Raw genomic sequence first — 19,369 nt, 5'->3', positions numbered from 1 at the left:
CGTTAACCTCGCATTTTCGGGTTGATAAGGACGTAAAGCACGTCGGCCAGCAGGTTGAGCAGCAGGAAGCCGATCGCCACGATCAGCACCACGCCCTGCACCACCGCGTAGTCACGGTTGAACACCGAGTCGACGATCATCTTGCCAAAGCCCGGAATGGTGAACACCTGCTCGGTCAGCACCGCGCCGCCCAGCAGCTCGCCGAACAGCAGCGTGGTGAGGGTGATCACCGGCACCAGCGCGTTGCGAAACGCGTGCTTTAGAATGACCGCCTTCGGCAGCAGCCCCTTGGCGCGTGCGGTACGGATATAATCCGCTTTCAGCACCGCAATCATCGACGCGCGGGTATGGCGCATCAGCGTCGCCGCCAGCCCGGTTCCGAGCACGGACGCGGGCAGCAGCAGCGTGCGCAGGTTCTGAAGCGGATCTTCACTGAACGGCACGTAGCCGGACGCGGGCAGCCACTGCAGGTTCACCGAGAAGACCAGAATCAGCAGGATCCCCAGCCAGAAGTGGGGAATAGAGATCCCTGAGATCGCCACGAAGTTCGCCCCGTGATCGACCCAGCTGTTTTTGTTCACCGCCGCAAGGATCCCCATGCTGATGCCAAACACCAGCGCAATAATCATCGCCAGCAGCGACAGCTCTAGCGTAACCGGCAGCTTGCTGGCGATAAGCTCGGTCACCGGCTCGTGCGTGCGCAAGGAGACGCCCAGATCGCCCTGCAGCGCCCGCGTCAGCCAGTGGAAATACTGAACCGGGATCGGCGCATCCAGGTTCAGCTCCGCGCGCAGCTGGGCGATCACCGCCGGATCGCGTTCCTCACCGGCCATCGCAATCAGTGGGTCGCCGGGCAGCAGCTTTTGCAGCCCGAACACCATCATGCTCACCAGCAATAGCGTCGGGACGGCCAGCAGCAGACGTTTGCAAATCAGTTCCAGCATGGGTTCTCCTCAGGACGTTTATTTGGCCAGCGTCAAACCCGCCAGACGCACGATGCCGTCCGGGTAAGGCTTAAAGCCCTGCACGCGCTTGTTCAGGCCAAAAATGCGCGGCTCGAAGTAGAGATAGGCAATCGGCATGTCGGTTTGCAGCTGCTTCACCACCTTGTCATACAGCGGCTGGCGGGCGGCCTGGTCGGTGCTCTGGCGCGCCTGCGTCAGCCACTCATCGACCTGCGCGTTGCTGTAACGGCCATCGTTAAGCGTGCCGTTGCTGTGGATAAAGCCGTAGATGCTGCCGTCCGGATCCGGGCGACCCGACCAGCCGGAGAAGCTCAGCTGATAATCACCGCTCTGCTGGCGATCCAGCAGCGTGGCAAATTCGGTCATCTGCAGGTTCAGCGTGAACCCGGCCTCGGCGACCATCGCCTGCAATACCTGACCCACCTGCTGCGAGGTTGGGTTGTTCGGCACCAGCAGGTTGACGGTCAGCGGCGCGGTGACGCCTGCCGCTTTGAGCAGCGCTTTGGCTTTATCAACGTCGCGCGGCGGAACCGGCAGATTCACGTGATACGGGCTGACCGTCGAAAACGCCTGGTTTGCCGGGGTGTAGAGGCCTTCGAAGACCACCTGGTTTAACGCATCGCGGTCGATGGCCTGAGAAAACGCCTCGCGCACGCGGGCATCTTTGAACGGATCGTTCGCCGGGACCTTGCCGTTGTTAATATTGAAGGTGATCCCCTGATAGCCCAGGCCGGTGACCTTAGCCAGCGCCAGCTTGCTGTCGGCTTCGACGGTTTTGACGTCGCTGGCGGCGATGCCTTCGGTCAGATCCAGATCGCCCGCGCGCAGGTTCGCCAGACGCACGGAGGCATCCGGGATCGGCAGATAGATAATTTTGTCGAAGTGGTAGGCGCCTTTGTTCCAGTAGTTGTCGAAGCGGGTCAGAACGATGCGGTCCTGCGACACGCGGCTGTCGAACTTGTACGGGCCGGAACAGACCGGATGGGCGGCAAAGTCAGGCTTTTTCGCAGCCTCGGGCGCCATCATCGCGCCCGCGCGGTCGGTAAGCTGCATCAGCAGCGCGGCGTCCGGCGTTTTCAGGTGCAGCGCTATCTGCATCGGGCCGGTGACCTCTACCGATTCCACGGAGGAGATCTCGCTTTTCCGCAGGGAGCCTTTGAGGGTTAGGGCGCGGTCGAGGTTGTATTTCGCGGCGGCGGCATCGAATTTCTCTCCGTCATGGAAGGTCACGCCTTCGCGCAGATCCATGGTCAGCGTTTTGCCGTCGGCGCTCCAGGCCCACGATTTCGCGAGACCTGGCACGACCTTCAGATGCTCGTCGACGTCCACCAGCCTGTCGCACAGGGAGGCAAACACGAAGCGGCCATAGTAGGTGCGCGCCAGGTGCGGGTCGAGCATGTCCGGGTCTGCCCCCAGGCCGATTCGCAGCACGCTTTCAGAATGGGCGGGCAGCGCCGCGCCAAGCAACATAACACTTCCCAGTACGGTCAAAAGAGAATTACGCATTGTCATTATCATGAGTTCCTTGAAGGAAGGGAGGAGTGAGTGGCCGCGTGTTCAAACAGCGCGCGGCGGCGCAGAAAGGCTGCGGATGGCGGTGCGATCTGGATAACGCTGCGATCGCGGTTAATTTCCTGCCAGCGGTGGCAGGCAACCTGACGCCCGCCGTCGAACACCTGATTAATCGGCTCGACCTGGCGGCATTCGTCAGTGACGTACGGGCAGCGGGTGTGGAAGCGACAGCCCGACGGCGGGTTCGCCGGGTTCGGCAGATCCCCCTGCAGCAGCGGCGCGTCGCGCTCAATACCCGGCTGCATCTGCGGCGCCGAGGCGATCAGCGCCTGGGTGTAAGGGTGCAGCGGTGCGTCAAAGATCTCGTCGACGGTGGCAAGCTCAACGATCTGCCCAAGGTACATCACTGCCACGCGGTCGCTCATGTGGCGGATCACCGCCAGACCGTGGGCGACGATCACCATCGTCAGCCCCAGCTGGTGCTTCAGGCTCTCCAGCAGATTAACCACCTGCGCCTGCACCGACACATCCAGCGCGGAAACCGGCTCGTCGCCCAGCAGCAGCTTTGGCCCCGAAGCCAGCGCGCGGGCAATGCCGATACGCTGGCGCTGCCCGCCGGAAAACTCGTGCGGATAGCGCCCGGCCCAGGCGGCAGGCAGGCCAACGGTCTTGAGCAGCTCCGCGACGCGGTACTGACGGTCCGCTTTCTTCATGTTCTGGTGCAGCCACAGCGGCTCACCGACGATCTGCTCCACCGTCATGCGCGGGTTCAGCGAGGCAAAAGGATCCTGAAAAATAATCTGCAGCTCGCGCCGGAGCTGGTTCAGACGTGCGCCTGTAGCGTGGGTAATCTCCTCCCCTTGATAAAACACGCGTCCTTCGCTGGCGGCCAGCAGACGCAGCAGCAGACGGCCGAGGGTGGATTTCCCGGAACCGGACTCGCCGACAATCGCCAGCGTTTCGCCCGGCATCACGGCAAGCGAAACGCGATCGACCGCCGTGACAAACCGGGCCGGGGAAAAGAGTTTTTTCGGACCGGGGAAAAGCTTGCTGAGGTCCCGGGCTTCAAGAATGGGCGTGGTCATGCGGTCTCTCCCAGGGCAATGTGGTGTTCGAGCGGCACGCGGAAGCAGGCGACCTGATGGCCCGCGCCGAGCGTAGTGAGTTGCGGTTTTTCATCATGACAGCGCGACTGCGCAAACGGGCAGCGCGTCGCGAAACGGCAGCCTTGCGGCATGGATTCCGGTAGCGGGACCGATCCGGGAATGGTGGAGAGCTGGCCTTTGCGTGCGCCCAGCGAAGGGATCGAGCCCATCAGGCCGATGGTGTACGGGTGCTGCGGGTCAGCGAATATTGCCTCAACGCTCCCCTGCTCCACCACCTGCCCGGCGTACATCACTGCCACCTGCTGGGCGACTTCGGCAACCACGCCCAAATCGTGGGTGATCATCAGCACCGCCGTGCCGGTTTCCTCTTTTAGAGTGTTCAGCAGGGTCAGGATTTGCGCCTGGATGGTGACGTCGAGCGCGGTGGTGGGTTCGTCGGCAATCAGCAGTTTAGGGTGGTTGATCAGGGCCATGGCAATCATCACGCGCTGGCGCATGCCGCCGGAAAGCTGGTGCGGATACGCCTTGAGGCGCATCTCCGCCGCCGGGATCTGCACCTTCTCAAGGATCTGCAGCGCGACCTTCATCGCCTCCGGGCGCGTAACGTTCTGGTGACGCATGACCGCTTCACTGAGCTGATCGCCTAACGTGAAGGCCGGATTGAGCGAGGTCATCGGCTCCTGGAAAATCATCGCCAGCTCGCTCCCGCGCAGGTCGGCATACTCCCGCGGCGAAAGCTTGCGCAGGTCGTGGCGGCGAAACTGCATCTCGCCGCTGACAATCTGCGCGCTGGCGGGCAGTAAACCCATCAGCGCCAGTGAGGTGATACTTTTCCCGCAGCCGGACTCCCCCACCAGCGCCAGCGTTTCGCCCGCTTTGACCGTCAGGGAAATGCCGTCCAGGACGCTGACCGGCGAGCCGGAAAACTTAACGTTGAGATTATTCAGCCGGAGTACAGGCGTGGAGTCCTTAAACGGGATCGTCGTCATAGCGTGAAATCGTCCTCAAGGTGGATCGCCTGAATCAGGGCGTTTTGCAGGCTGAGCAGGTGTTCGCGCATGGCGGCCGCTGCTTCATTAGGCTGGCGATGGATAATCGCGGACATGATCTTGTGATGGTGGTCGTTGTAGCTGTCGACACGTTCGGGCGTGCGGGCTAATTCACGCAGATGCTGCCAGCCGGGTTCGCGCCGCACGGCGTCAATGGCGTCAAACAGGCCGAGCATCAGGCGATTGCCCGCCGCCTCGGCAATGGCGCGGTGAAAGGCGCTATCCCAGAGTTCATTGAGATCGCGGTCATCCGGGCTGACCTTGTCGATGCGTTCCAGCATGCGCTGCATGAGCGCGAGGTTTTCCCTGGTGGCACGCAGTGCCGCAAGCCGGGCTAAGCCGGGTTCGATCTGTATACGAGCTTCCATCACTTCCAGCAGATTGGTCTGCTGAACCAATCCTTGAAGGGCCAGCGGTTCAACAGGGGCAGCCGGACCAATAAAGGTGCCTTTGCCCTGTTTACGCCAGATCCGCCCTTCTTCTTCCAGCACGTCCAGCGCGCGACGCACTTCGCGTCGTCCTACGCCGAGTGTTTCCGACAGCTCACGTTCCGTGGGCAGCGGAGTGCCTGGTGTTGACTCATGCTGGTTGATTAGCCCGCGCAGTTGCTCAAGCGCGGTGCTGGAATTGGCCAGAAACCGTGACGGTTTTTCCATATTGGTTCGCTCACTATCATCGTTATTTTCTTTTTATGAACGATAAGTTATTGATATGACGTGCTACTTATCGTGCTAATGATTAAGCAATAAACGAACCAATTTTTTAATGGTTCAAAAGAGATTTAAAAAAGCGATATTAAATGAAGGGGTTACAGCAACGTATTGTTACAGATGCAAGCGGCATCCTGAGACGATAAAGGCCAGAAAAGAACATGAAACGCACAAAAACAGTGCAAATATCGCACTACAATAGTGCCATTGTTAATTTTTTGCACTATAAATGATAACAATAAGTTAACAAAAAGTAATAAATAAGGCGTGCTTACGCCTGAAAATGGCCCCCTTGCGAGGGCCGCGAAAGATTAAGGAACAGGCTGCCAAAGCGTCGCAGCCGCAGTCGGCGCCCAGTCGGACTGAGACGTGTGCCCCTGCACGCAGCGATACTGTGTGCCGTTATACGTGACAATTTCTCCAGTCTTATAGCGCGTACCGACTTTCCACTCGCCTTCCGGCTCAGGCGTCACAGACCCCTCTTTCGTCGTGGCTTTAAGCGGTGTACTGGCGAGAGACTGATGACCTTTGGCATTTTCGGCGATCACCTGGTAGCTGTAGGTTGTTCCCGCGCGCAGGCCGCTGTCGAAGATCTGCGTTCCGCTTACGGTGAGTAACTCCGCCCCATCGCGTAGTACGTGGTATTTCACCGCGTTGTCTACCGCATTCCATTTCACCGTCAGGCTGTTTTCCGTCGAAGAAACCAGGGCCAGGCCGCCTGGCGCGTCAGGACGTCCCTCTTCGACCTGTACGGTTTCTACCTTAACCACGTTGCTGCTTTCAGAGATATTGTTCGCTGCATCACGTGCTTTCACGCTGTAGTGGTACACCACACCGCCGGTCTCTACTGCATTATCGGTCCACTGGGTGTCCGTTGAAGACCCGACTTTGATGTCATTACGGTAGATGTCATATCCCACTACGCCACGGTCATCGGTGGAGGGCTGCCAGGCAAGGGTGATAGTCAAGCCATTGTTCAGCACCTTCAGTCCTGCTGGCGCAGTTGGCGCGACGGTATCCTGCGGGCGTTCAGGCGACATCAGGTCCGCGCGCTCTTTCATTTCATTGAAATAGTCAACCTGCTGCGGGATGGACAGCTGCTGATCGTTTGAACCCAACGTCCAGATAAAGAACCCACCATAGCCGTTTTCCGCCTGCCAGCCCGCACGGTTTACGTTGTTCTGTCGGTTTTCAACAAAGCGACCTTCTGGCCCCCACTGGGAGTTGATGGTCTGACCGAGAACGATTTTGCTCTTATCACCCACCGCCCGGGCGTAGTTAGCCATCGCCACGTCATACTTAAAGCGTGGGCCGGCGTCATAGGCCATGACGTTGAAGAAATCGAAAACGTTTTTCCCCTGCGTCAGCAGCGGCAGAACTTCGCCATGGTGTGAAGAGCGAGCCGCCTCAACGAAGGAACAATTCTCGGTTACCGCGCTGTTGGTGCAGTTCTTCGGGTCAGCACCAACGTGATAGGTGGTCAGGCTCAGCAGCTTTTTGCTGCCGGACGCATTGAGCTTGCTACGAACCCGTTCAGCCAGATCCAGCAGGTTTGCGTTTTCCTCTGGCGTGACGCGATCGGGCTTTTCAAAGTCAAAATCGATGCCGTCAAGCTGAACGGTACCCGCCTTCTGGTAGTTCGCCATATTACATTTGCCTTGCCAGTCGGCGCTCAGGCATTCCCCAACCATCTCTTCCGGCTTCAGGTTCTTTTTATATACCGGGAAGTTGGTATTCAGCAGATTCACCAGATTCTGCGCCAGCGTTTCTCGCGTTTGCGCGTTATTCAGATAAGACCACATCGCGGAATACGTCTCGCCGCCGAGCGCCAGCATCATTTTTTTCTCCGGGTGCGCCAGCTTCAGCTGACTCCACACGACATAGGCTGGCGCATTAATGTACCAGGGATCATATTGTGGTACTGCAACAATATTATCGGAACTGGACAGCTTACCGCTTGCATCCCAGCCACCAAATGAAAGCAGGAACGTATCCGCTTTCACCTCTTTCATATCCTCAACGGACTCGACCGGAACACCCCAGGAGGTCAGATAGGTGACCGCTCGCGGTGCTTGCGCCGCGAAAGCCGACTGCGCCATTAGTGCGCTACCAATTAACAGAGATAATGTAAGTTTTTTCATCAAAGTTCCTTATTGCTTTGTGATGATAGTCCTGTGGATTACCTCGCAAATTGTCTTTTTTTTTAGCGCCGAGATCGTTGGGGATAATAGAGTGGTGAATCAGGAAATCCTCCGCATTAAATAAGAAATATCTCTCGCATTTATAATAAATACTTCAACGACAGCGCGGGAGAATTCTCGCATCCTGTAAGACGCTTCTTTATTTAATTTTCCCATCTTCACCAATTAAAAAAGATGGCATACCTGTGTTCCCGCTCTTTTATCAGGGAAAATTCAGGAATTAATCACAACTATTATCCAACTAGGGACGCTCTCAATGAAATATGCAACAAACGTGATGCGAAAACAGGGTGGTTTCACCCTGCTTGAACTGCTGGTCGTGCTGATGATTATTGCGCTGCTGGCAGGATTTGTCGGGCCAAAAGTCTTCTCAAATGTCGACTCGGCTAAGGAGAAAACCGCCATGCGCCAGATGCGCTCGCTTGCTGAGGCACTCGGGCAATATCGCCTCGACACCGGCAGTTATCCAACTGAAACACAAGGTCTGAAAGCGCTGACTGAAAAGCCTTCCAACGCGCAAAACTGGAATGGCCCTTATCTTAGCCAGCATGTGCCGTTAGACCCCTGGGGCAATCCGTACCAGTGGCATAACCCCGCCCGGACAAAAGACGCCATTAATGAAGTCGAAATAACCTCCGGCGGTAAAGACGGTAAGCCTGTCACTTACGGGTTCTGACTATGCTGCGCCTGTCCATATATTCGCTGTTTATCTTCAGCGTATTTTCCTGCCGGGCCGATTGCTGGCAGTTGGCGGGAGAACGTTACGGCATTGAGCCAGAGCTATTACAGGCGATAGCGATAGTGGAATCCAACGGTAATACCCGGGCCATCAACAAAAATCGTGATGGCTCAATGGATGTCGGTCTGATGCAGATCAATAGCATTCACTTCGATGCGCTGCGTAAATTTCGTATTAGTCAAAAAGATCTGCTAACCGACCCTTGCCAAAGTGTCATGACCGGCGCCTGGATCCTGGCAGGTCAAATCCAGCGCTTTGGTTATACCTGGGACGCGGTGGGAGCGTATAACGCCGGAACGGCAAATACCCCCCAGCGCCGCGCGCTTCGTCAACAATACATAAAAAAAGTGGCTCCGCATTATGCCCGCCTTAAAAGGCAGAGCCATACACTGTCGCCAAAATGAAACCATATACCGTCACCATCCTCCAGGGGGGGAAACGCGTCAGTCAGACCGTACTTGCCGCGTCGCCTGATGATGCCAGCGCCCGCATTATTGCTGGCGGCGGCATCGTTTTGCAGGTACAGGAACGCCCCGTCCGCAAGGAGAAACGCTTTCCACTGAATCTGTTCTTGCAGGAGCTTATCGCTCTGCTGGAAGCCGGGCTGGTCGTGGTTGAGGCCGTCGAAGCGCTGCGCGAAAGCAGCCGCGACGGTGGCACCTCGCTGGTTCTGGATACGCTGGTTAAAAAGCTCTACGAAGGAGCGCAACTCTCCCAGGCGATGATGGCGTTACCAGCACTGTTTCCGCCTCTGCTGATTAACACCGTTGCCTCTTCTGAGCAAACCGGACACTTACCCGAGGCGCTAAAGCGTTTTCAGTTTTACGAATCAAGAATGGAAATTCTGCGCAAGCGGATTAAATCAACCCTGCTCTATCCGACGATTGTCATTGCCGCTGGCGGGATAATTCTGTTCTTTCTGCTCGGCTTTATTATTCCGCGTTTTTCCGTGGTGTTTGACGGGATGAAGAACCCGTCCGCCAGCGCACAGCTTATCCTCTGGTGGGGACGCCTGACGCAAACCCATGGCTCGCTGCTGCTGGCCGGTTGCGCGGCAGCGGTTGCAGGCATCGTGATGGCGGTGCGCAGCCCGCGCCTGCGCCAGCGTGCGCTCGGTTTGTTGCTGCGCATTCCCGCCTTACGCCAGCAGCATCAGCTTTCTGTGCTGGTGCGTTTTTACCGCACGCTGGGCCTGCTGTTACAGGGCGGCCTTCCCGCGCCAGATGCGTTAATGCTGAGCCGGGAGATCCTGCCCGCCACGCATCGTCAGCAGGTTGAACAGGTTATCCGCGACGTCGCCGCCGGCGAGTCGCTCTCCCGCATGCTGGAAGCGCAACAGATGACGACTCCTGTCGCCAGCCGCCTGCTGCAGGTCGGCGAACGCAGCGGCGAACTACCTGCCATGTGCGAGCGGATCGCCGCTTTTTATGATGAATCGCTGGAACGCGCGATTGAAACCTTTAGCAAAATTTTTGAACCGATTCTGATGATGGTCGTTGGCGGCATCGTTGGGCTCGTCGTGTTTTTACTGTACATGCCCATTTTTGAACTGGCAGGAGGATTGCAATAATGTCTCACTCACCGTCTGTAGAACCCCTTTTCGACCTGCCAGACGAGCAGCGCTGTCAGGCGCTGGCGGAACTGCTGGACAGTTTCCCCGGCGCGTTAGAAGAAGCCGCCGGTTCCCTGGGGCTCACGCCGCTCTCACCCACACAGCTCGCCGACAGCGAAGAGGATTTCGAAGCCGTGCCGCTGACCGAATCGCTCAGCCAGCGAGCATTGCCGCTGCGCGTTAACGGTCAGCTCCACGTTGCGCTGGGCGATCCGTTTTCACTGGCGCTGCGCCAGTGGGCTTATAACGTGAATGCGCTCCCCGCGCTCGCCCCGCTCTCTCAGCTTAATGCCCGCCTTGATGAACTGGCAAAACAGCAGCGCACGCTCGATCAGCTGGAGCAGCAGCAGAGTGAAGAGAATAAAGAGGCCCGGTGGCTGGAGATCACCCCAGCAGCCATCGCCAGTGAACCCCACGCCGTCATTAAGCTGGTTAACGCCACGCTGTTTGATGCCCTGCAGAGCCGCGCCAGCGATATTCATCTTTGCGCCGTCGCGGATGGGTTGATGGTGAAGTACCGCATCGATGGCGTCCTGCACAGCATTCGCCACTGCGCCGGGCTTCAGCAGGCGGAGCAGGTGATCTCCCGTCTCAAAGTATTAAGCTGCATGGACATTTCCGAACGACGCACGCCACAGGACGGGCGCTTTAAGGCGTTGATTCTCCAGCGTCCCGTCGATTTTCGCGTGTCCATCATGCCGGGCGTCTATGGCGAGGATGCCGTACTGCGCGTGCTGGATAAATCTCACGATCAAAACCTGCGCCTGGAGACGCTCGGCTTTGATGAGCACACGCTGGGTGCGATTCGCCAGTTAACCCATCTGCCCCACGGTATGGTACTCGTCACCGGGCCAACGGGGAGCGGGAAATCCACCACCCTCTATTCAGCACTCAGCGAACTCAACAGCGGTGAATGCAAAATTATCACCATTGAAGATCCCGTGGAGTACCAGCTCAACAGCGTGCTGCAAATTCCGGTCAACGATAAAAAAGGGCTCACCTTCGCCCGCGGCCTGCGCGCCATTTTGCGTCACGACCCGGACATCATCCTGGTGGGTGAGATCCGCGACGGTGAAACCGCCGGCATTGCCGTGCAGGCGGCGCTCACCGGCCACGTGGTGCTCTCCTCGGTTCACGCCAATGACGTCTTTAGCGTACTGGAACGTTTTTTATATATGCAGGTGGAGCCCGCCAGCCTGATCACCGCCCTTAACGGCGTCGTGGCGCAACGGCTGGTGCGCCAGATTTGCCCGGACTGTATTGATGACACCACGCCCACAGATGACCTTCTCGCGGCGTGGCAATCCGGACCGCTGCAGCAGCTCACGCCCCGCTGGCGTCGAGGGCGAGGCTGCGATACCTGCCGCGACAGCGGTTTTCGCGGCAGGCTGGCGCTGGCGGAAGTGCTGCATTTCAGCGATGCGATGAAAGAGGCAATGCTGGCGCGATCGCCCCGGCGCAAGCTAAAGGAAGTAGCGCTGAATGACGGTTTTGTTCCGCTCTCGACCATCGCGCTGCGCGCCGTGGTCGAAGGCAAAACCACCTGGGAGGAGGTGAACCGTGTTATCACTCACTAACACCTGGCAGTGCGACATCTGGCCTCATGCCGTGCGGTTGCGCCGCAACAATGTGGTACTTGCCACGCATGAACGCCAGCCCGATCAGCCTCTGGAGGCCGCGCTCGAAACGCTGCTGCGCCTGCGCCCCGCCGCCTTACCGTGGCGTGACGCGGTGGAGTTTCACCTCGATACCGACGATCTGACGTTTTTAATCCAGCCCTGGCATGACGGCGTGACCACACCGCAGGAGCTGCTCCAGCTCGCCCGTCAGCAGGCGGTTCATCGCGCGAGTCCGCCCGTCGACTGGCTGGTCCGCTTCGAGACCCTGAACTGGCAGCAGTCGGCGCTGGCCGCGTGCCTGAAGCAACCTTGCTGGCATCTGCTTGGCGCGCTGGCGCGTCGGGAGCGGCTGCGTTTTCGCGGGGTTGTCACGCCGTTTCAAAAGCTGTTAAGCCACTTCGCCCGCGCCCTGCCGGAAAACGGCCTGTTTGTGGCGATGAGTCCCCACCATAGCCGGATTGCCAGCCGTCAGCACCACAGCTGGCGCGACGTCTGGACACTCACCCTGCCACAGCAGGAGATGGACGCCCAGCTGCGGGTTATCGCCCGGCTAAGCGGAATGCAGGACTGTCCTGGCTACGTCATTCATACCGACGGTGAGCATCACCAGGAAGTCGCGCTACAGGAGAGTCCTCATGACGCCGCTGTTTACGCGTAGTTCCCCGTGGGCCGCACGCACGCTGCTGTTAACCGGACTCCTCTGCTTACCGCTCACCGGTGCCGTGATGTATGGCCTGTTTGAGCACCAGCGCCTTGAGCTGGAGACGTCGCAGGTACAGCAGCAGCTCGCCCAACGGCAGCAGGTGCTGCGCCAGCTGCGTGAAGCGGAGCAGCGCCGGTTGCGCCAGGCTCAGCAACTGCAGGCCGTCCCGCCGGCCATCAAGCTGCTGGACAACATCAGCAGCGTACTGACGCCTGATATTGCGCTCCTGAATATTGACGTCATTGCCAGTAAAGGCGATGCGCGGCTTACGGTAAATGCAGGCAATCTTGACGCCCTGCTCGCCTTTAGCGAGCGGCTACAGCAGTTGCCGGCGCATGTGGTGCTTGAGAACCATCGCCAGTCGGCGCAGGGCGATCCTGCCTGGCCGATTAACGCGGTACTCGACGTCAAGGTGACGACGGAGGCGCACCATGCGGCTTCAGAATAAACCCGCCGTGCTGCGCTGGCAGGCGGCGTTATTTGCCGGGCGCATCGGAACGGTTCCGCTCGTGCTCGCCGGGCTGCCCGCAGGACTGCTGCTGTTATGGCTTGGCGGCGTGCGGCCGCACACCATCCATTTGCAGGAGAACCTTGCCCGGATCCAGGCGCAGCTACAAACCGCGCTGCCGCTGGATAAACAGCAGCCGGAACTGCAAAGCCGCATCAGCCTCGGAGAATATCAGCAGGTCAGGCTCATTTTTGAGCAGTTCAGGAGCCGAGGAATGAAGGTCGACGCCAGCCGCTATCAGCTGGAAAACGACGACGGCAAAACCGCGCTACGGCTGGATATTCCGCTGCGCGGTGAATATCTGCCGCTGATGGACGCCCTGGAAACGCTAAGCCGCACTTTGCCGTTACGCATTGAGCAGCTAAGCCTGCGGCGCGCCGGGCCATCGGAAAGCCAGCTCAGCGCCACCGTGCAGCTTCGCCTGTTGAAGGAGTCGCCATGAAACTGCCGCGCTATTTACAGCTGGCGCTGGTGCTGACCGCCGGTGCTGTTTTCTGGAGCCAGTTTGCCGATGACGAGATATCGCAAGCGCCGCTTGAGGCGCAGCCGGTCTCACGCCCGCGCCCCGCGCCAGCAAAGCCGGAGACGGCTCACGCAACGCGCATCGATCTCTTTTCAACGCCACATAGCAGGGCGCAAGACGCAGCAGAACAGCCGCCGGAAAACGATCGGCCTGAAGAGGCGACACCAACCACACCGCCGCTACCGCTTCAGCTCCTCGGTGCCTGGTGGGAAAACCGTCAGAGGATCGTTGTGCTGACGGATGGCAAAGAGACCTGGCCGGTCTGCGAGCACTGCAGGGCGGACGGCAGGATCTGGATCGGCAGTTCGCCGGTCAACAACTGGATTTTAAAAGCGGTGGCGAACGACCACCTCCTGTTTGAATGGCAGCCCACCCATAGCCAGCAGCGGCTGGAACTGGATGAGCTGCAATCGGAACCGACACATTAATCATGAAAAAAACAATTGCTCTCACTTTTTTGTTGTCATGCGCGCTACTGAGCGGCTGTGCACAACGTGCGGCGCCTCCGGTCCGGGAATCAGTGACCGCCTCGCCGCAGGTGCTGGTTAAGCGGCTTAAGGAGATAGACCAACAGCGCATCGCCAGCCCACAGGATATTGCGCTTCGCGCCGAGCAGGCTGACATCAGCAAAAAGCTGGTAAATGACTATCTGAAAAACGCCGATCTCGCGGTGCGTCAGAACAACTACACCCTGGCGACGCAAATGTGGCGCGATGCGCTTACCTATGAGCCCGGCAACCTGCGCGCCCTGCAGGGCTTACGCAAACTCGATGCCCGTAGAGCGCTGGACGCATTGTATAAGGAGGCGGTGGCTAACAGCACCCGCGACCCGGCACGTGCGCTGCACAAAATCCAGCAGGTACTGGAAGAAGATCCCAACTGGCCCCAGGCGCGCGCGCTGCGCGATCACCTGATGCGTGAGGTGTCGCGGATCAACCAGCCGGAGCAGCGTCTGAACCGGGAACTGCAAAAAACGATAGCGCTTAATTTTCGCGAGCACAGCCTGATGGCCATCTTTAACACCATCAGCCAGATGACCGGGGTCAATATCATTTTTGACAAAGATATTTCCTCCAGCACAACCGGCAGCCTGATAGCCAAACGCACCACTGCGGAAGATGCTATCAACGTGCTGCTGTTGTCGAATAACCTGCGGAAGAAGGTGCTGAACAGCAATACGTTGCTGATCTACCCCGCCACCGCGCAAAAAGAGAAGATCTATCGCGACGTGGTCGTCAAAACCATCTTCCTGGGTTATGCGAAAGCAAAAGAGGTCAACGTCGCCCTGCGCAATATGGTCAAGCTGAAGGATGTGCACGTTGATGAGCGAACCAACTCCGTCACCCTGCGTGGGCCAAAAGAGAACGTAGAAAAAGCGGAGCGCCTGTTAGTGACGCTCGACCGGCCTGAAGCGGAGGTCACGCTGGCCGTTGAGGTGCTGGAAGTAAATACCAACGATCTCGAAGCGCTTGGCGTGAAGCTGCCGCAAACCATCAGTGCGGGTTTTGCGAAAAGTAAAGAAGGTGATTTAAAGGGAAGCGGGATCCCGCTGGGCGACCTGAGCGCCAAAAATATCATGGTCGATATCGACAATATGACCATTGACATGAAAAAGGTGTTGAGCAACGCCAGAGTGCTGGCCAACCCGCGGATCCGGGTGAAAAACAATAAAAAAGCGCTGGTTGATATTGGTCAAACGATCCCGGTACTGACCACAACCGTCAATGACGGGATTTCGCAACAGAAAGTGGATTATCAGGACGTTGGCCTGAAGCTGGAAGTCACCCCGGAAGTCAGTATGGATGACAATATCTCAATGGAGGTGAAGTTCACGCTCAGTGCCCTGGGCGCCGAAGAACCCGGTGAGAACGGAGCAAAGTATTACCGCACCACGAAACGCGAAGCCAATACCACGCTCAGCAGTATGAACGGCGAGACCCAGATGCTGGCAGGGCTGATCAAGCAGGATGAAACCACGACCCAAAAAGGAACGCCGTTATTAAGTGACATCCCGGGGCTGGGCCGCCTGTTTAGCAGCAATTCCGACAACAAAGAGCGCACGGAGGTGGTGCTGTTAATTACGCCGACCATTGAGCGCAACCTCGATTTACCGGGAAGCCACGTCAGTACCATTGAGATGGGCAGCGACGATTTAACGGGCGACAGCATTCAACTGCGCGACCTGCAGCGCGACGAGCCGGGAAGCGGGTTTACCGCACCGGCGCTTGCGCCGCCAGCCCATTTCCCTGACCGGGCGGCCACGCTGCCGCCACCGATCCTCGATGAGTCAGAGACGGAAAACGGAGCATCGTAATGCAGCGCCAGCGCGGTTTTACCTTGATTGAGATGATCGTCACGCTGGCGCTACTCGCCACGCTTGCCGCTGCCGCTGCGCCGCTGATGCGTAACTACCATCAGCGGCAGCAGGAGACGCAGCTACGTGAGTCGCTGCGCACGCTACGCGATGCCATTGACCGTTATCACCAGGCAAGCGTGGACGGCATCATTGAGAAAAAAACCAGCGAATCGGGATATCCGCCGACACTAAAAAGCCTGGTGGAAGGCGTCCGGGATAAGACATCGCCCACTGGCGCGATGATCTACTTCCTGCGCCATATACCGCGCGATCCGATGTGCGATTGCGAGGGAAAAAATGATGAAGAGACCTGGCGGTTACGCGCATCCACGCAGCCACCCGGCGATTTCAGCGGCGGCGGGAAAGACGTGTTTGATGTCAGTAGTACCAGTACGGCCAGCGGTCTGAATGGAGTGCCCTATGCGCAATGGTGAAAAAGGTTTTACGCTCATCGAGCTGCTGGTGGTGATGGCGATCATCGCGACATTGATGACCCTGGTCGCTCCACGTTTTTTCCAGCACGCGGACAGAGCCAAAGAGGTGGTGCGCGAGCATAACCTGCATGCGCTGCGCAGCGCGATCGATCACTACCGCCGCGATCGCCTGGCGGGGCCATACAGCCTGGAGGATCTGATCGAGGCCGGTTATCTGCGCCAGATGCCGCTGGATCCCATCACCAACCGCCGCGATATCTGGGAGGCGAAGACCGATGACGAAGGGCAAATTATTGACGTCGAGACGCCGCCTAAACCCGGTCAGGATCATCGCGATGCGTTCGATTAAACGACAGGGAGGTTTTACCTATCTGCTGCTGCTGATTGCGCTCTCCACGCTGGCGTTGTCGCTGCTGAAAAGCCGCGATGAGGTGCAGATGCGTTATCAGGCGCAACAGGAGGCTGAGCTTTTATTTCGCGGGGATCAAATCCGCGCGGCGATACAGGCCTACCGCGGCAACGGTGATGGCTGTTTTCCCGTGCGTTTCGAACAGCTGCTTATTGATAAACGCGGGCGAAAACCGCTTTATCACCTGCGCCAGCACTACGCCGACCCGCTAACCGGGAGTAAAAACTGGGGGATGATCCTCGATCCTCAGGGGCGCTGGATTGGCGTGCGCAGTCTCGGAAAAGGTACGCCACGGAAAAAAGTCGGCTTTCGTCACGATCCAAAACAGTTTGCCAAAGCGAAAACGTATTACGACTGGAAATTTCAGGTAGAGAGCGATCCGCAGGCCCCGCTGCCTGCGGCCTGTGGTCGCTAATGCAATGATGTGGCGAGACCTGATGTCCCTGTCACGCAGTCTGGTCTGCCCGGCGTAACGGCACGAATAGGGCAGGCAACAGGCTCTGTAAAACGTTGCCTGCCCGCTTCGCTAATAGATGGCCTTTTTACTGCGCGACGGGGATAGTCACTTTGCTAACCACTAAGGTAATGGTCGTCTTTGCGTCCCCTGCTTTCAGCGGGATTTTATATTCATCCGGCTGGGTAAAGAGCGCCATGTATTTGTCATCTGGCATATCTATGATGACGTCATCGTCTGCGGCGGTGGCTTCAATCCGTTGCAGCAGCTCTGCTTTGGTCAGAGGTTTGTTCCATCCGGCAACAATACGATCGTTTTTAATGTGAATCTCATTACTCTCAAGGACGCAGATCGCATTTTGCTCACCGCCCTGAAGGCGATAAAGTCGGTTTTCCGTTAAGGTGTCAAGAGACGGGCAGACGACCTCTTTTTGCGAACCCGACTCTGCAAGCGTGTAGCTAAATTTCACTTTCAGGTTATCCCCGTGGCGAACGCCCTGTTTTTTCCAGTCGCCACTGTCCCCGGTGAACATGCGGATCCCGTTGGGGATGATCGCGCTGGCGGCAGCAAAAAAGTCATTCCCGTTAACGGAAAAATAGGGGCGAAGCGTTAAAGATGAATCATTAATAATGGTGATCACCGGAGAGTTAATGGAACGGTAACTCTTTTTCTTATAACGACAGTTTTTCCCGTTTGCCTGTAAGTTGACGCCGTTGTCTTTACTGACAATCATGGCATAGTTGCAGTTAAGGCCGTTTTCAATAGATTCGTTCAGCACCGCACCATTATCGACAATGATATTCATCACGCCGTTATCTTCGTTACCAAACCAGACATGAGGAATAAAATCGCTATCGTAACCCTCTTCATAAATAGCATTCTGAACCCTGATTTTAAGATGGTCAGGGTTTTCAATGTTAATCATACGCGCATAATCACTGGCAAATACTGATGCCGTTGAAAAAGCGCTAAGCATGGCTAATGCTACGACGGTCTTTGTCATGAAAATGTCCTCTTTGAGAAATATAAAAAAGTACAAATTTGCACAACAGTGACCATATCTTAATGTATCAGACAGTAAAACATGACTCTGAATAAAATCATCGTTTATTTGTTTTTAACTCACGGATGCAGAGACAATTCTTATTAGTCGCATAACTCGTTCTGCCTTATTTTATTCTGAGGAATGAATATACTGCCTTGCCAGCATTCAGACTGGAAGAGTAGGCTTGAAAGCCATCTCATACTTTGTGCCATAATAAGCGAGACAAAAGATGGATCAATCAATTAAACAGACTCCTGAAAAAATTCGGGTTTGTGTGCGGACGAACTCTTTTTTATTCGAAAAGGGCCTTGCGGAATTAGCACGCTATTACTTTATCGCCCGAGACAAAATGCTCTGCATTATTGATGCAGACACATTTGGTACGAAGACGCATCTGGTGAAGTATCTGGAGTTCATCAGGAGAATAAAACCCGACATGCTTGTTTTGATCACCGGTCATCTCCCCCGGAGCGAACAGCATGCATGGTATGTAAAAGCAAATGAATCCCTGGCGGGCTGGCGTGACACGATTGATGCCATGAACTTTATGCTCCCCAATCTCGACAATATTATTGACCATTATAAAAGGAGGAAGGCAGGTGAAATTAAGTTTTTGTATCAGGACGAATATGATGGCAAAGATGGCCGACGTGAGTGAGGCTGAATTAGTTTATGCACTGATGACAACAGGAAAGCTGTTCGGCGTGAAAATACCGGCACCGTTACCCGGCAGACATAACGCAAAGACACGTCGTTTTGATTACAAAGAGGCTCTGGATTTTGCTGAAGAAGTGAAAATTTCACGAGGCAACAAAAGGCAGGACTGATAATGCAATAATACGCCATGCTTTTAAGCGACAGGTTTATCGCGACACGCCTCATCGTTATAACAGAACCGTTCGGCTGGCCTGGCGTTTTCCTTCAACATTGCAAGTGCAATACCAATCACCTCAGCATACAAGCAATCATCAATACGCCTGGCATACTCAAGTTTTTTACTCAGGTAATGCCTGAGCGAAACATGATCAATTTTTATACCCTGCAAAGATAACTGCGTGGCGGCATCACCAATGAGTAGTGATGCTTGCTTTTCAGGATAAGCATTTTTCATGCATGCGAGCCTCTTTTTCGTTAAGAACCAGCTAACAGGATCATAGAAAAACCCATACCCCAGCTTACAACATTACCTTAGACTGAATTAACGAACCCACCTGTCAAAATGCTGAATCCAGCATTACTTTTAATTCCCGTATTTATTAGCATCACGCTAACACAGGCATTACCCCCCATTAAGCCGTCGGATTATTTAACCATGATACAGAACAGTTTGCCAAAGCGGAAAGGGCCTGTGATGGGACCTTCCGGGGGAAAAACGAACCGCAGGTCCCGTTTCCGGGAGCCTGCGAGAGGTGAATTACGCTACA

Annotated in this window: 22 protein-coding genes; 14 read left to right on the top strand and 8 right to left on the bottom strand. The window is 56.6% G+C overall.

Translation table 11 applies throughout. The annotated features are described in order from the left end of the window. Positions 1 to 2 precede the first annotated feature (2 nt). The 6 genes from OKF39_RS05455 to OKF39_RS05430 all read right to left on the bottom strand — a co-directional run bounded on the left by OKF39_RS05455 (position 3) and on the right by OKF39_RS05430 (position 7,483). The gene (locus OKF39_RS05455) at positions 3 to 944 is read right to left on the bottom strand and encodes an ABC transporter permease (RefSeq protein WP_028012068.1); all 942 of its coding nucleotides are present in this window, start codon (positions 942 to 944) and stop codon (positions 3 to 5) included. Between the two features lie 18 nt (positions 945 to 962). After that, positions 963 to 2,477, bottom strand: a complete 1,515-nt coding sequence (locus OKF39_RS05450) for an ABC transporter substrate-binding protein (RefSeq protein WP_028012067.1) — start codon at positions 2,475 to 2,477, stop codon at positions 963 to 965. A gap of 2 nt (positions 2,478 to 2,479) precedes the next feature. Next, positions 2,480 to 3,562: an ABC transporter ATP-binding protein gene (locus OKF39_RS05445; protein ID WP_063155395.1), complete on the bottom strand. Its 1,083-nt coding sequence runs from the start codon at positions 3,560 to 3,562 to the stop codon at positions 2,480 to 2,482. Next, positions 3,559 to 4,572 (bottom strand): ABC transporter ATP-binding protein, encoded by a 1,014-nt coding sequence (locus OKF39_RS05440; RefSeq protein WP_045259781.1) that lies wholly within the window; start codon positions 4,570 to 4,572, stop codon positions 3,559 to 3,561. Before OKF39_RS05440 ends, OKF39_RS05445 begins: the two co-directional genes overlap by 4 nt. Further along, positions 4,569 to 5,288, bottom strand: coding sequence for a FadR/GntR family transcriptional regulator (locus OKF39_RS05435; RefSeq protein WP_028012064.1), 720 nt, complete (start codon positions 5,286 to 5,288; stop codon positions 4,569 to 4,571). The genes OKF39_RS05440 and OKF39_RS05435 overlap by 4 nt, the downstream gene beginning before the upstream one ends. A 365-nt stretch (positions 5,289 to 5,653) precedes the next feature. Next, complete coding sequence (locus tag OKF39_RS05430; RefSeq protein ID WP_479983559.1) at positions 5,654 to 7,483, bottom strand: glycosyl hydrolase family 18 protein; 1,830 nt, start codon at positions 7,481 to 7,483, stop codon at positions 5,654 to 5,656. 316 nt (positions 7,484 to 7,799) lie between these two features. On the opposite strand from OKF39_RS05430, the gene gspG reads away from it, so the two are divergent. The 12 genes from gspG to OKF39_RS05370 are packed head-to-tail and all read left to right on the top strand — an operon-like array spanning position 7,800 to position 16,861. Next, positions 7,800 to 8,219 (top strand): type II secretion system major pseudopilin GspG, encoded by a 420-nt coding sequence (gene gspG, locus OKF39_RS05425; protein ID WP_045630682.1) that lies wholly within the window; start codon positions 7,800 to 7,802, stop codon positions 8,217 to 8,219. 2 nt (positions 8,220 to 8,221) lie between these two features. Further along, the gene (locus tag OKF39_RS05420; RefSeq protein WP_032644836.1) at positions 8,222 to 8,686 is read left to right on the top strand and encodes a lytic transglycosylase domain-containing protein; all 465 of its coding nucleotides are present in this window, start codon (positions 8,222 to 8,224) and stop codon (positions 8,684 to 8,686) included. Beyond that, on the top strand, positions 8,683 to 9,852 hold the full coding sequence (locus tag OKF39_RS05415) for a type II secretion system F family protein (protein ID WP_479983558.1): 1,170 nt from the start codon (positions 8,683 to 8,685) through the stop codon (positions 9,850 to 9,852). Before OKF39_RS05420 ends, OKF39_RS05415 begins: the two co-directional genes overlap by 4 nt. After that, entirely contained in the window at positions 9,852 to 11,471 is a 1,620-nt protein-coding gene (locus OKF39_RS05410; protein ID WP_028012059.1) for a GspE/PulE family protein, read from the top strand. Before OKF39_RS05415 ends, OKF39_RS05410 begins: the two co-directional genes overlap by 1 nt. Further along, entirely contained in the window at positions 11,455 to 12,171 is a 717-nt protein-coding gene (locus tag OKF39_RS05405; protein WP_219258389.1) for a hypothetical protein, read from the top strand. The genes OKF39_RS05410 and OKF39_RS05405 overlap by 17 nt, the downstream gene beginning before the upstream one ends. Beyond that, positions 12,149 to 12,664 carry a hypothetical protein gene (locus OKF39_RS05400; protein WP_479983557.1) on the top strand — a complete coding sequence of 172 codons (516 nt, stop codon included), beginning with the start codon at positions 12,149 to 12,151 and terminating at the stop codon, positions 12,662 to 12,664. Before OKF39_RS05405 ends, OKF39_RS05400 begins: the two co-directional genes overlap by 23 nt. Beyond that, on the top strand, positions 12,648 to 13,166 hold the full coding sequence (locus tag OKF39_RS05395; RefSeq protein WP_028012056.1) for a hypothetical protein: 519 nt from the start codon (positions 12,648 to 12,650) through the stop codon (positions 13,164 to 13,166). The genes OKF39_RS05400 and OKF39_RS05395 overlap by 17 nt, the downstream gene beginning before the upstream one ends. Next, complete coding sequence (locus OKF39_RS05390) at positions 13,163 to 13,675, top strand: hypothetical protein (protein ID WP_479983556.1); 513 nt, start codon at positions 13,163 to 13,165, stop codon at positions 13,673 to 13,675. The genes OKF39_RS05395 and OKF39_RS05390 overlap by 4 nt, the downstream gene beginning before the upstream one ends. A 2-nt stretch (positions 13,676 to 13,677) precedes the next feature. Beyond that, positions 13,678 to 15,561, top strand: coding sequence for a secretin N-terminal domain-containing protein (locus OKF39_RS05385; protein WP_047367556.1), 1,884 nt, complete (start codon positions 13,678 to 13,680; stop codon positions 15,559 to 15,561). Beyond that, on the top strand, positions 15,561 to 16,037 hold the full coding sequence (locus OKF39_RS05380) for a type II secretion system protein (protein ID WP_028012053.1): 477 nt from the start codon (positions 15,561 to 15,563) through the stop codon (positions 16,035 to 16,037). Before OKF39_RS05385 ends, OKF39_RS05380 begins: the two co-directional genes overlap by 1 nt. Then, positions 16,024 to 16,386, top strand: coding sequence for a type II secretion system protein (locus OKF39_RS05375; RefSeq protein WP_080339181.1), 363 nt, complete (start codon positions 16,024 to 16,026; stop codon positions 16,384 to 16,386). The genes OKF39_RS05380 and OKF39_RS05375 overlap by 14 nt, the downstream gene beginning before the upstream one ends. Then, the gene (locus tag OKF39_RS05370; protein WP_100170723.1) at positions 16,373 to 16,861 is read left to right on the top strand and encodes a type II secretion system protein; all 489 of its coding nucleotides are present in this window, start codon (positions 16,373 to 16,375) and stop codon (positions 16,859 to 16,861) included. The genes OKF39_RS05375 and OKF39_RS05370 overlap by 14 nt, the downstream gene beginning before the upstream one ends. A gap of 127 nt (positions 16,862 to 16,988) precedes the next feature. Here OKF39_RS05370 and OKF39_RS05365 read toward each other — a convergent pair whose 3' ends face one another. Continuing rightward, entirely contained in the window at positions 16,989 to 17,903 is a 915-nt protein-coding gene (locus OKF39_RS05365; RefSeq protein ID WP_479983555.1) for a hypothetical protein, read from the bottom strand. A gap of 271 nt (positions 17,904 to 18,174) precedes the next feature. On the opposite strand from OKF39_RS05365, the gene OKF39_RS05360 reads away from it, so the two are divergent. Then, a complete protein-coding gene (locus tag OKF39_RS05360) occupies positions 18,175 to 18,603 on the top strand; it encodes a hypothetical protein (protein WP_126326872.1) in 429 nt (142 codons plus the stop codon). Next, entirely contained in the window at positions 18,575 to 18,772 is a 198-nt protein-coding gene (locus tag OKF39_RS05355; protein ID WP_047367552.1) for a hypothetical protein, read from the top strand. Before OKF39_RS05360 ends, OKF39_RS05355 begins: the two co-directional genes overlap by 29 nt. 23 nt (positions 18,773 to 18,795) lie before the next feature. Here OKF39_RS05355 and OKF39_RS05350 read toward each other — a convergent pair whose 3' ends face one another. Continuing rightward, positions 18,796 to 19,056: a hypothetical protein gene (locus OKF39_RS05350; protein ID WP_479983554.1), complete on the bottom strand. Its 261-nt coding sequence runs from the start codon at positions 19,054 to 19,056 to the stop codon at positions 18,796 to 18,798. Positions 19,057 to 19,369: the final 313 nt, after the last annotated feature.

The organism is Enterobacter cloacae complex sp. HYC042_NIDB (assembly GCF_056673315.1).
This window is presented reverse-complemented; position numbering and strand designations above follow the sequence as displayed.

Bases quoted from the DNA above. Each gene is read 5' to 3' on its own strand.
- OKF39_RS05455 (WP_028012068.1), bottom strand. From the start codon at position 944: ATGCTGGAACTGATTTGCAAACGTCTGCTGCTGGCCGTCCCGACGCTA.
- OKF39_RS05450 (WP_028012067.1), bottom strand. From the start codon at position 2,477: ATGACAATGCGTAATTCTCTTTTGACCGTACTGGGAAGTGTTATGTTG.
- OKF39_RS05445 (WP_063155395.1), bottom strand. From the start codon at position 3,562: ATGACCACGCCCATTCTTGAAGCCCGGGACCTCAGCAAGCTTTTCCCC.
- OKF39_RS05440 (WP_045259781.1), bottom strand. From the start codon at position 4,572: ATGACGACGATCCCGTTTAAGGACTCCACGCCTGTACTCCGGCTGAAT.
- OKF39_RS05435 (WP_028012064.1), bottom strand. From the start codon at position 5,288: ATGGAAAAACCGTCACGGTTTCTGGCCAATTCCAGCACCGCGCTTGAG.
- OKF39_RS05430 (WP_479983559.1), bottom strand. From the start codon at position 7,483: ATGAAAAAACTTACATTATCTCTGTTAATTGGTAGCGCACTAATGGCG.
- gspG (WP_045630682.1), top strand. From the start codon at position 7,800: ATGAAATATGCAACAAACGTGATGCGAAAACAGGGTGGTTTCACCCTG.
- OKF39_RS05420 (WP_032644836.1), top strand. From the start codon at position 8,222: ATGCTGCGCCTGTCCATATATTCGCTGTTTATCTTCAGCGTATTTTCC.
- OKF39_RS05415 (WP_479983558.1), top strand. From the start codon at position 8,683: ATGAAACCATATACCGTCACCATCCTCCAGGGGGGGAAACGCGTCAGT.
- OKF39_RS05410 (WP_028012059.1), top strand. From the start codon at position 9,852: ATGTCTCACTCACCGTCTGTAGAACCCCTTTTCGACCTGCCAGACGAG.
- OKF39_RS05400 (WP_479983557.1), top strand. From the start codon at position 12,149: ATGACGCCGCTGTTTACGCGTAGTTCCCCGTGGGCCGCACGCACGCTG.
- OKF39_RS05395 (WP_028012056.1), top strand. From the start codon at position 12,648: ATGCGGCTTCAGAATAAACCCGCCGTGCTGCGCTGGCAGGCGGCGTTA.
- OKF39_RS05390 (WP_479983556.1), top strand. From the start codon at position 13,163: ATGAAACTGCCGCGCTATTTACAGCTGGCGCTGGTGCTGACCGCCGGT.
- OKF39_RS05385 (WP_047367556.1), top strand. From the start codon at position 13,678: ATGAAAAAAACAATTGCTCTCACTTTTTTGTTGTCATGCGCGCTACTG.
- OKF39_RS05380 (WP_028012053.1), top strand. From the start codon at position 15,561: ATGCAGCGCCAGCGCGGTTTTACCTTGATTGAGATGATCGTCACGCTG.
- OKF39_RS05375 (WP_080339181.1), top strand. From the start codon at position 16,024: ATGCGCAATGGTGAAAAAGGTTTTACGCTCATCGAGCTGCTGGTGGTG.
- OKF39_RS05370 (WP_100170723.1), top strand. From the start codon at position 16,373: ATGCGTTCGATTAAACGACAGGGAGGTTTTACCTATCTGCTGCTGCTG.
- OKF39_RS05365 (WP_479983555.1), bottom strand. From the start codon at position 17,903: ATGACAAAGACCGTCGTAGCATTAGCCATGCTTAGCGCTTTTTCAACG.
- OKF39_RS05360 (WP_126326872.1), top strand. From the start codon at position 18,175: ATGGATCAATCAATTAAACAGACTCCTGAAAAAATTCGGGTTTGTGTG.
- OKF39_RS05355 (WP_047367552.1), top strand. From the start codon at position 18,575: ATGATGGCAAAGATGGCCGACGTGAGTGAGGCTGAATTAGTTTATGCA.
- OKF39_RS05350 (WP_479983554.1), bottom strand. From the start codon at position 19,056: ATGAAAAATGCTTATCCTGAAAAGCAAGCATCACTACTCATTGGTGAT.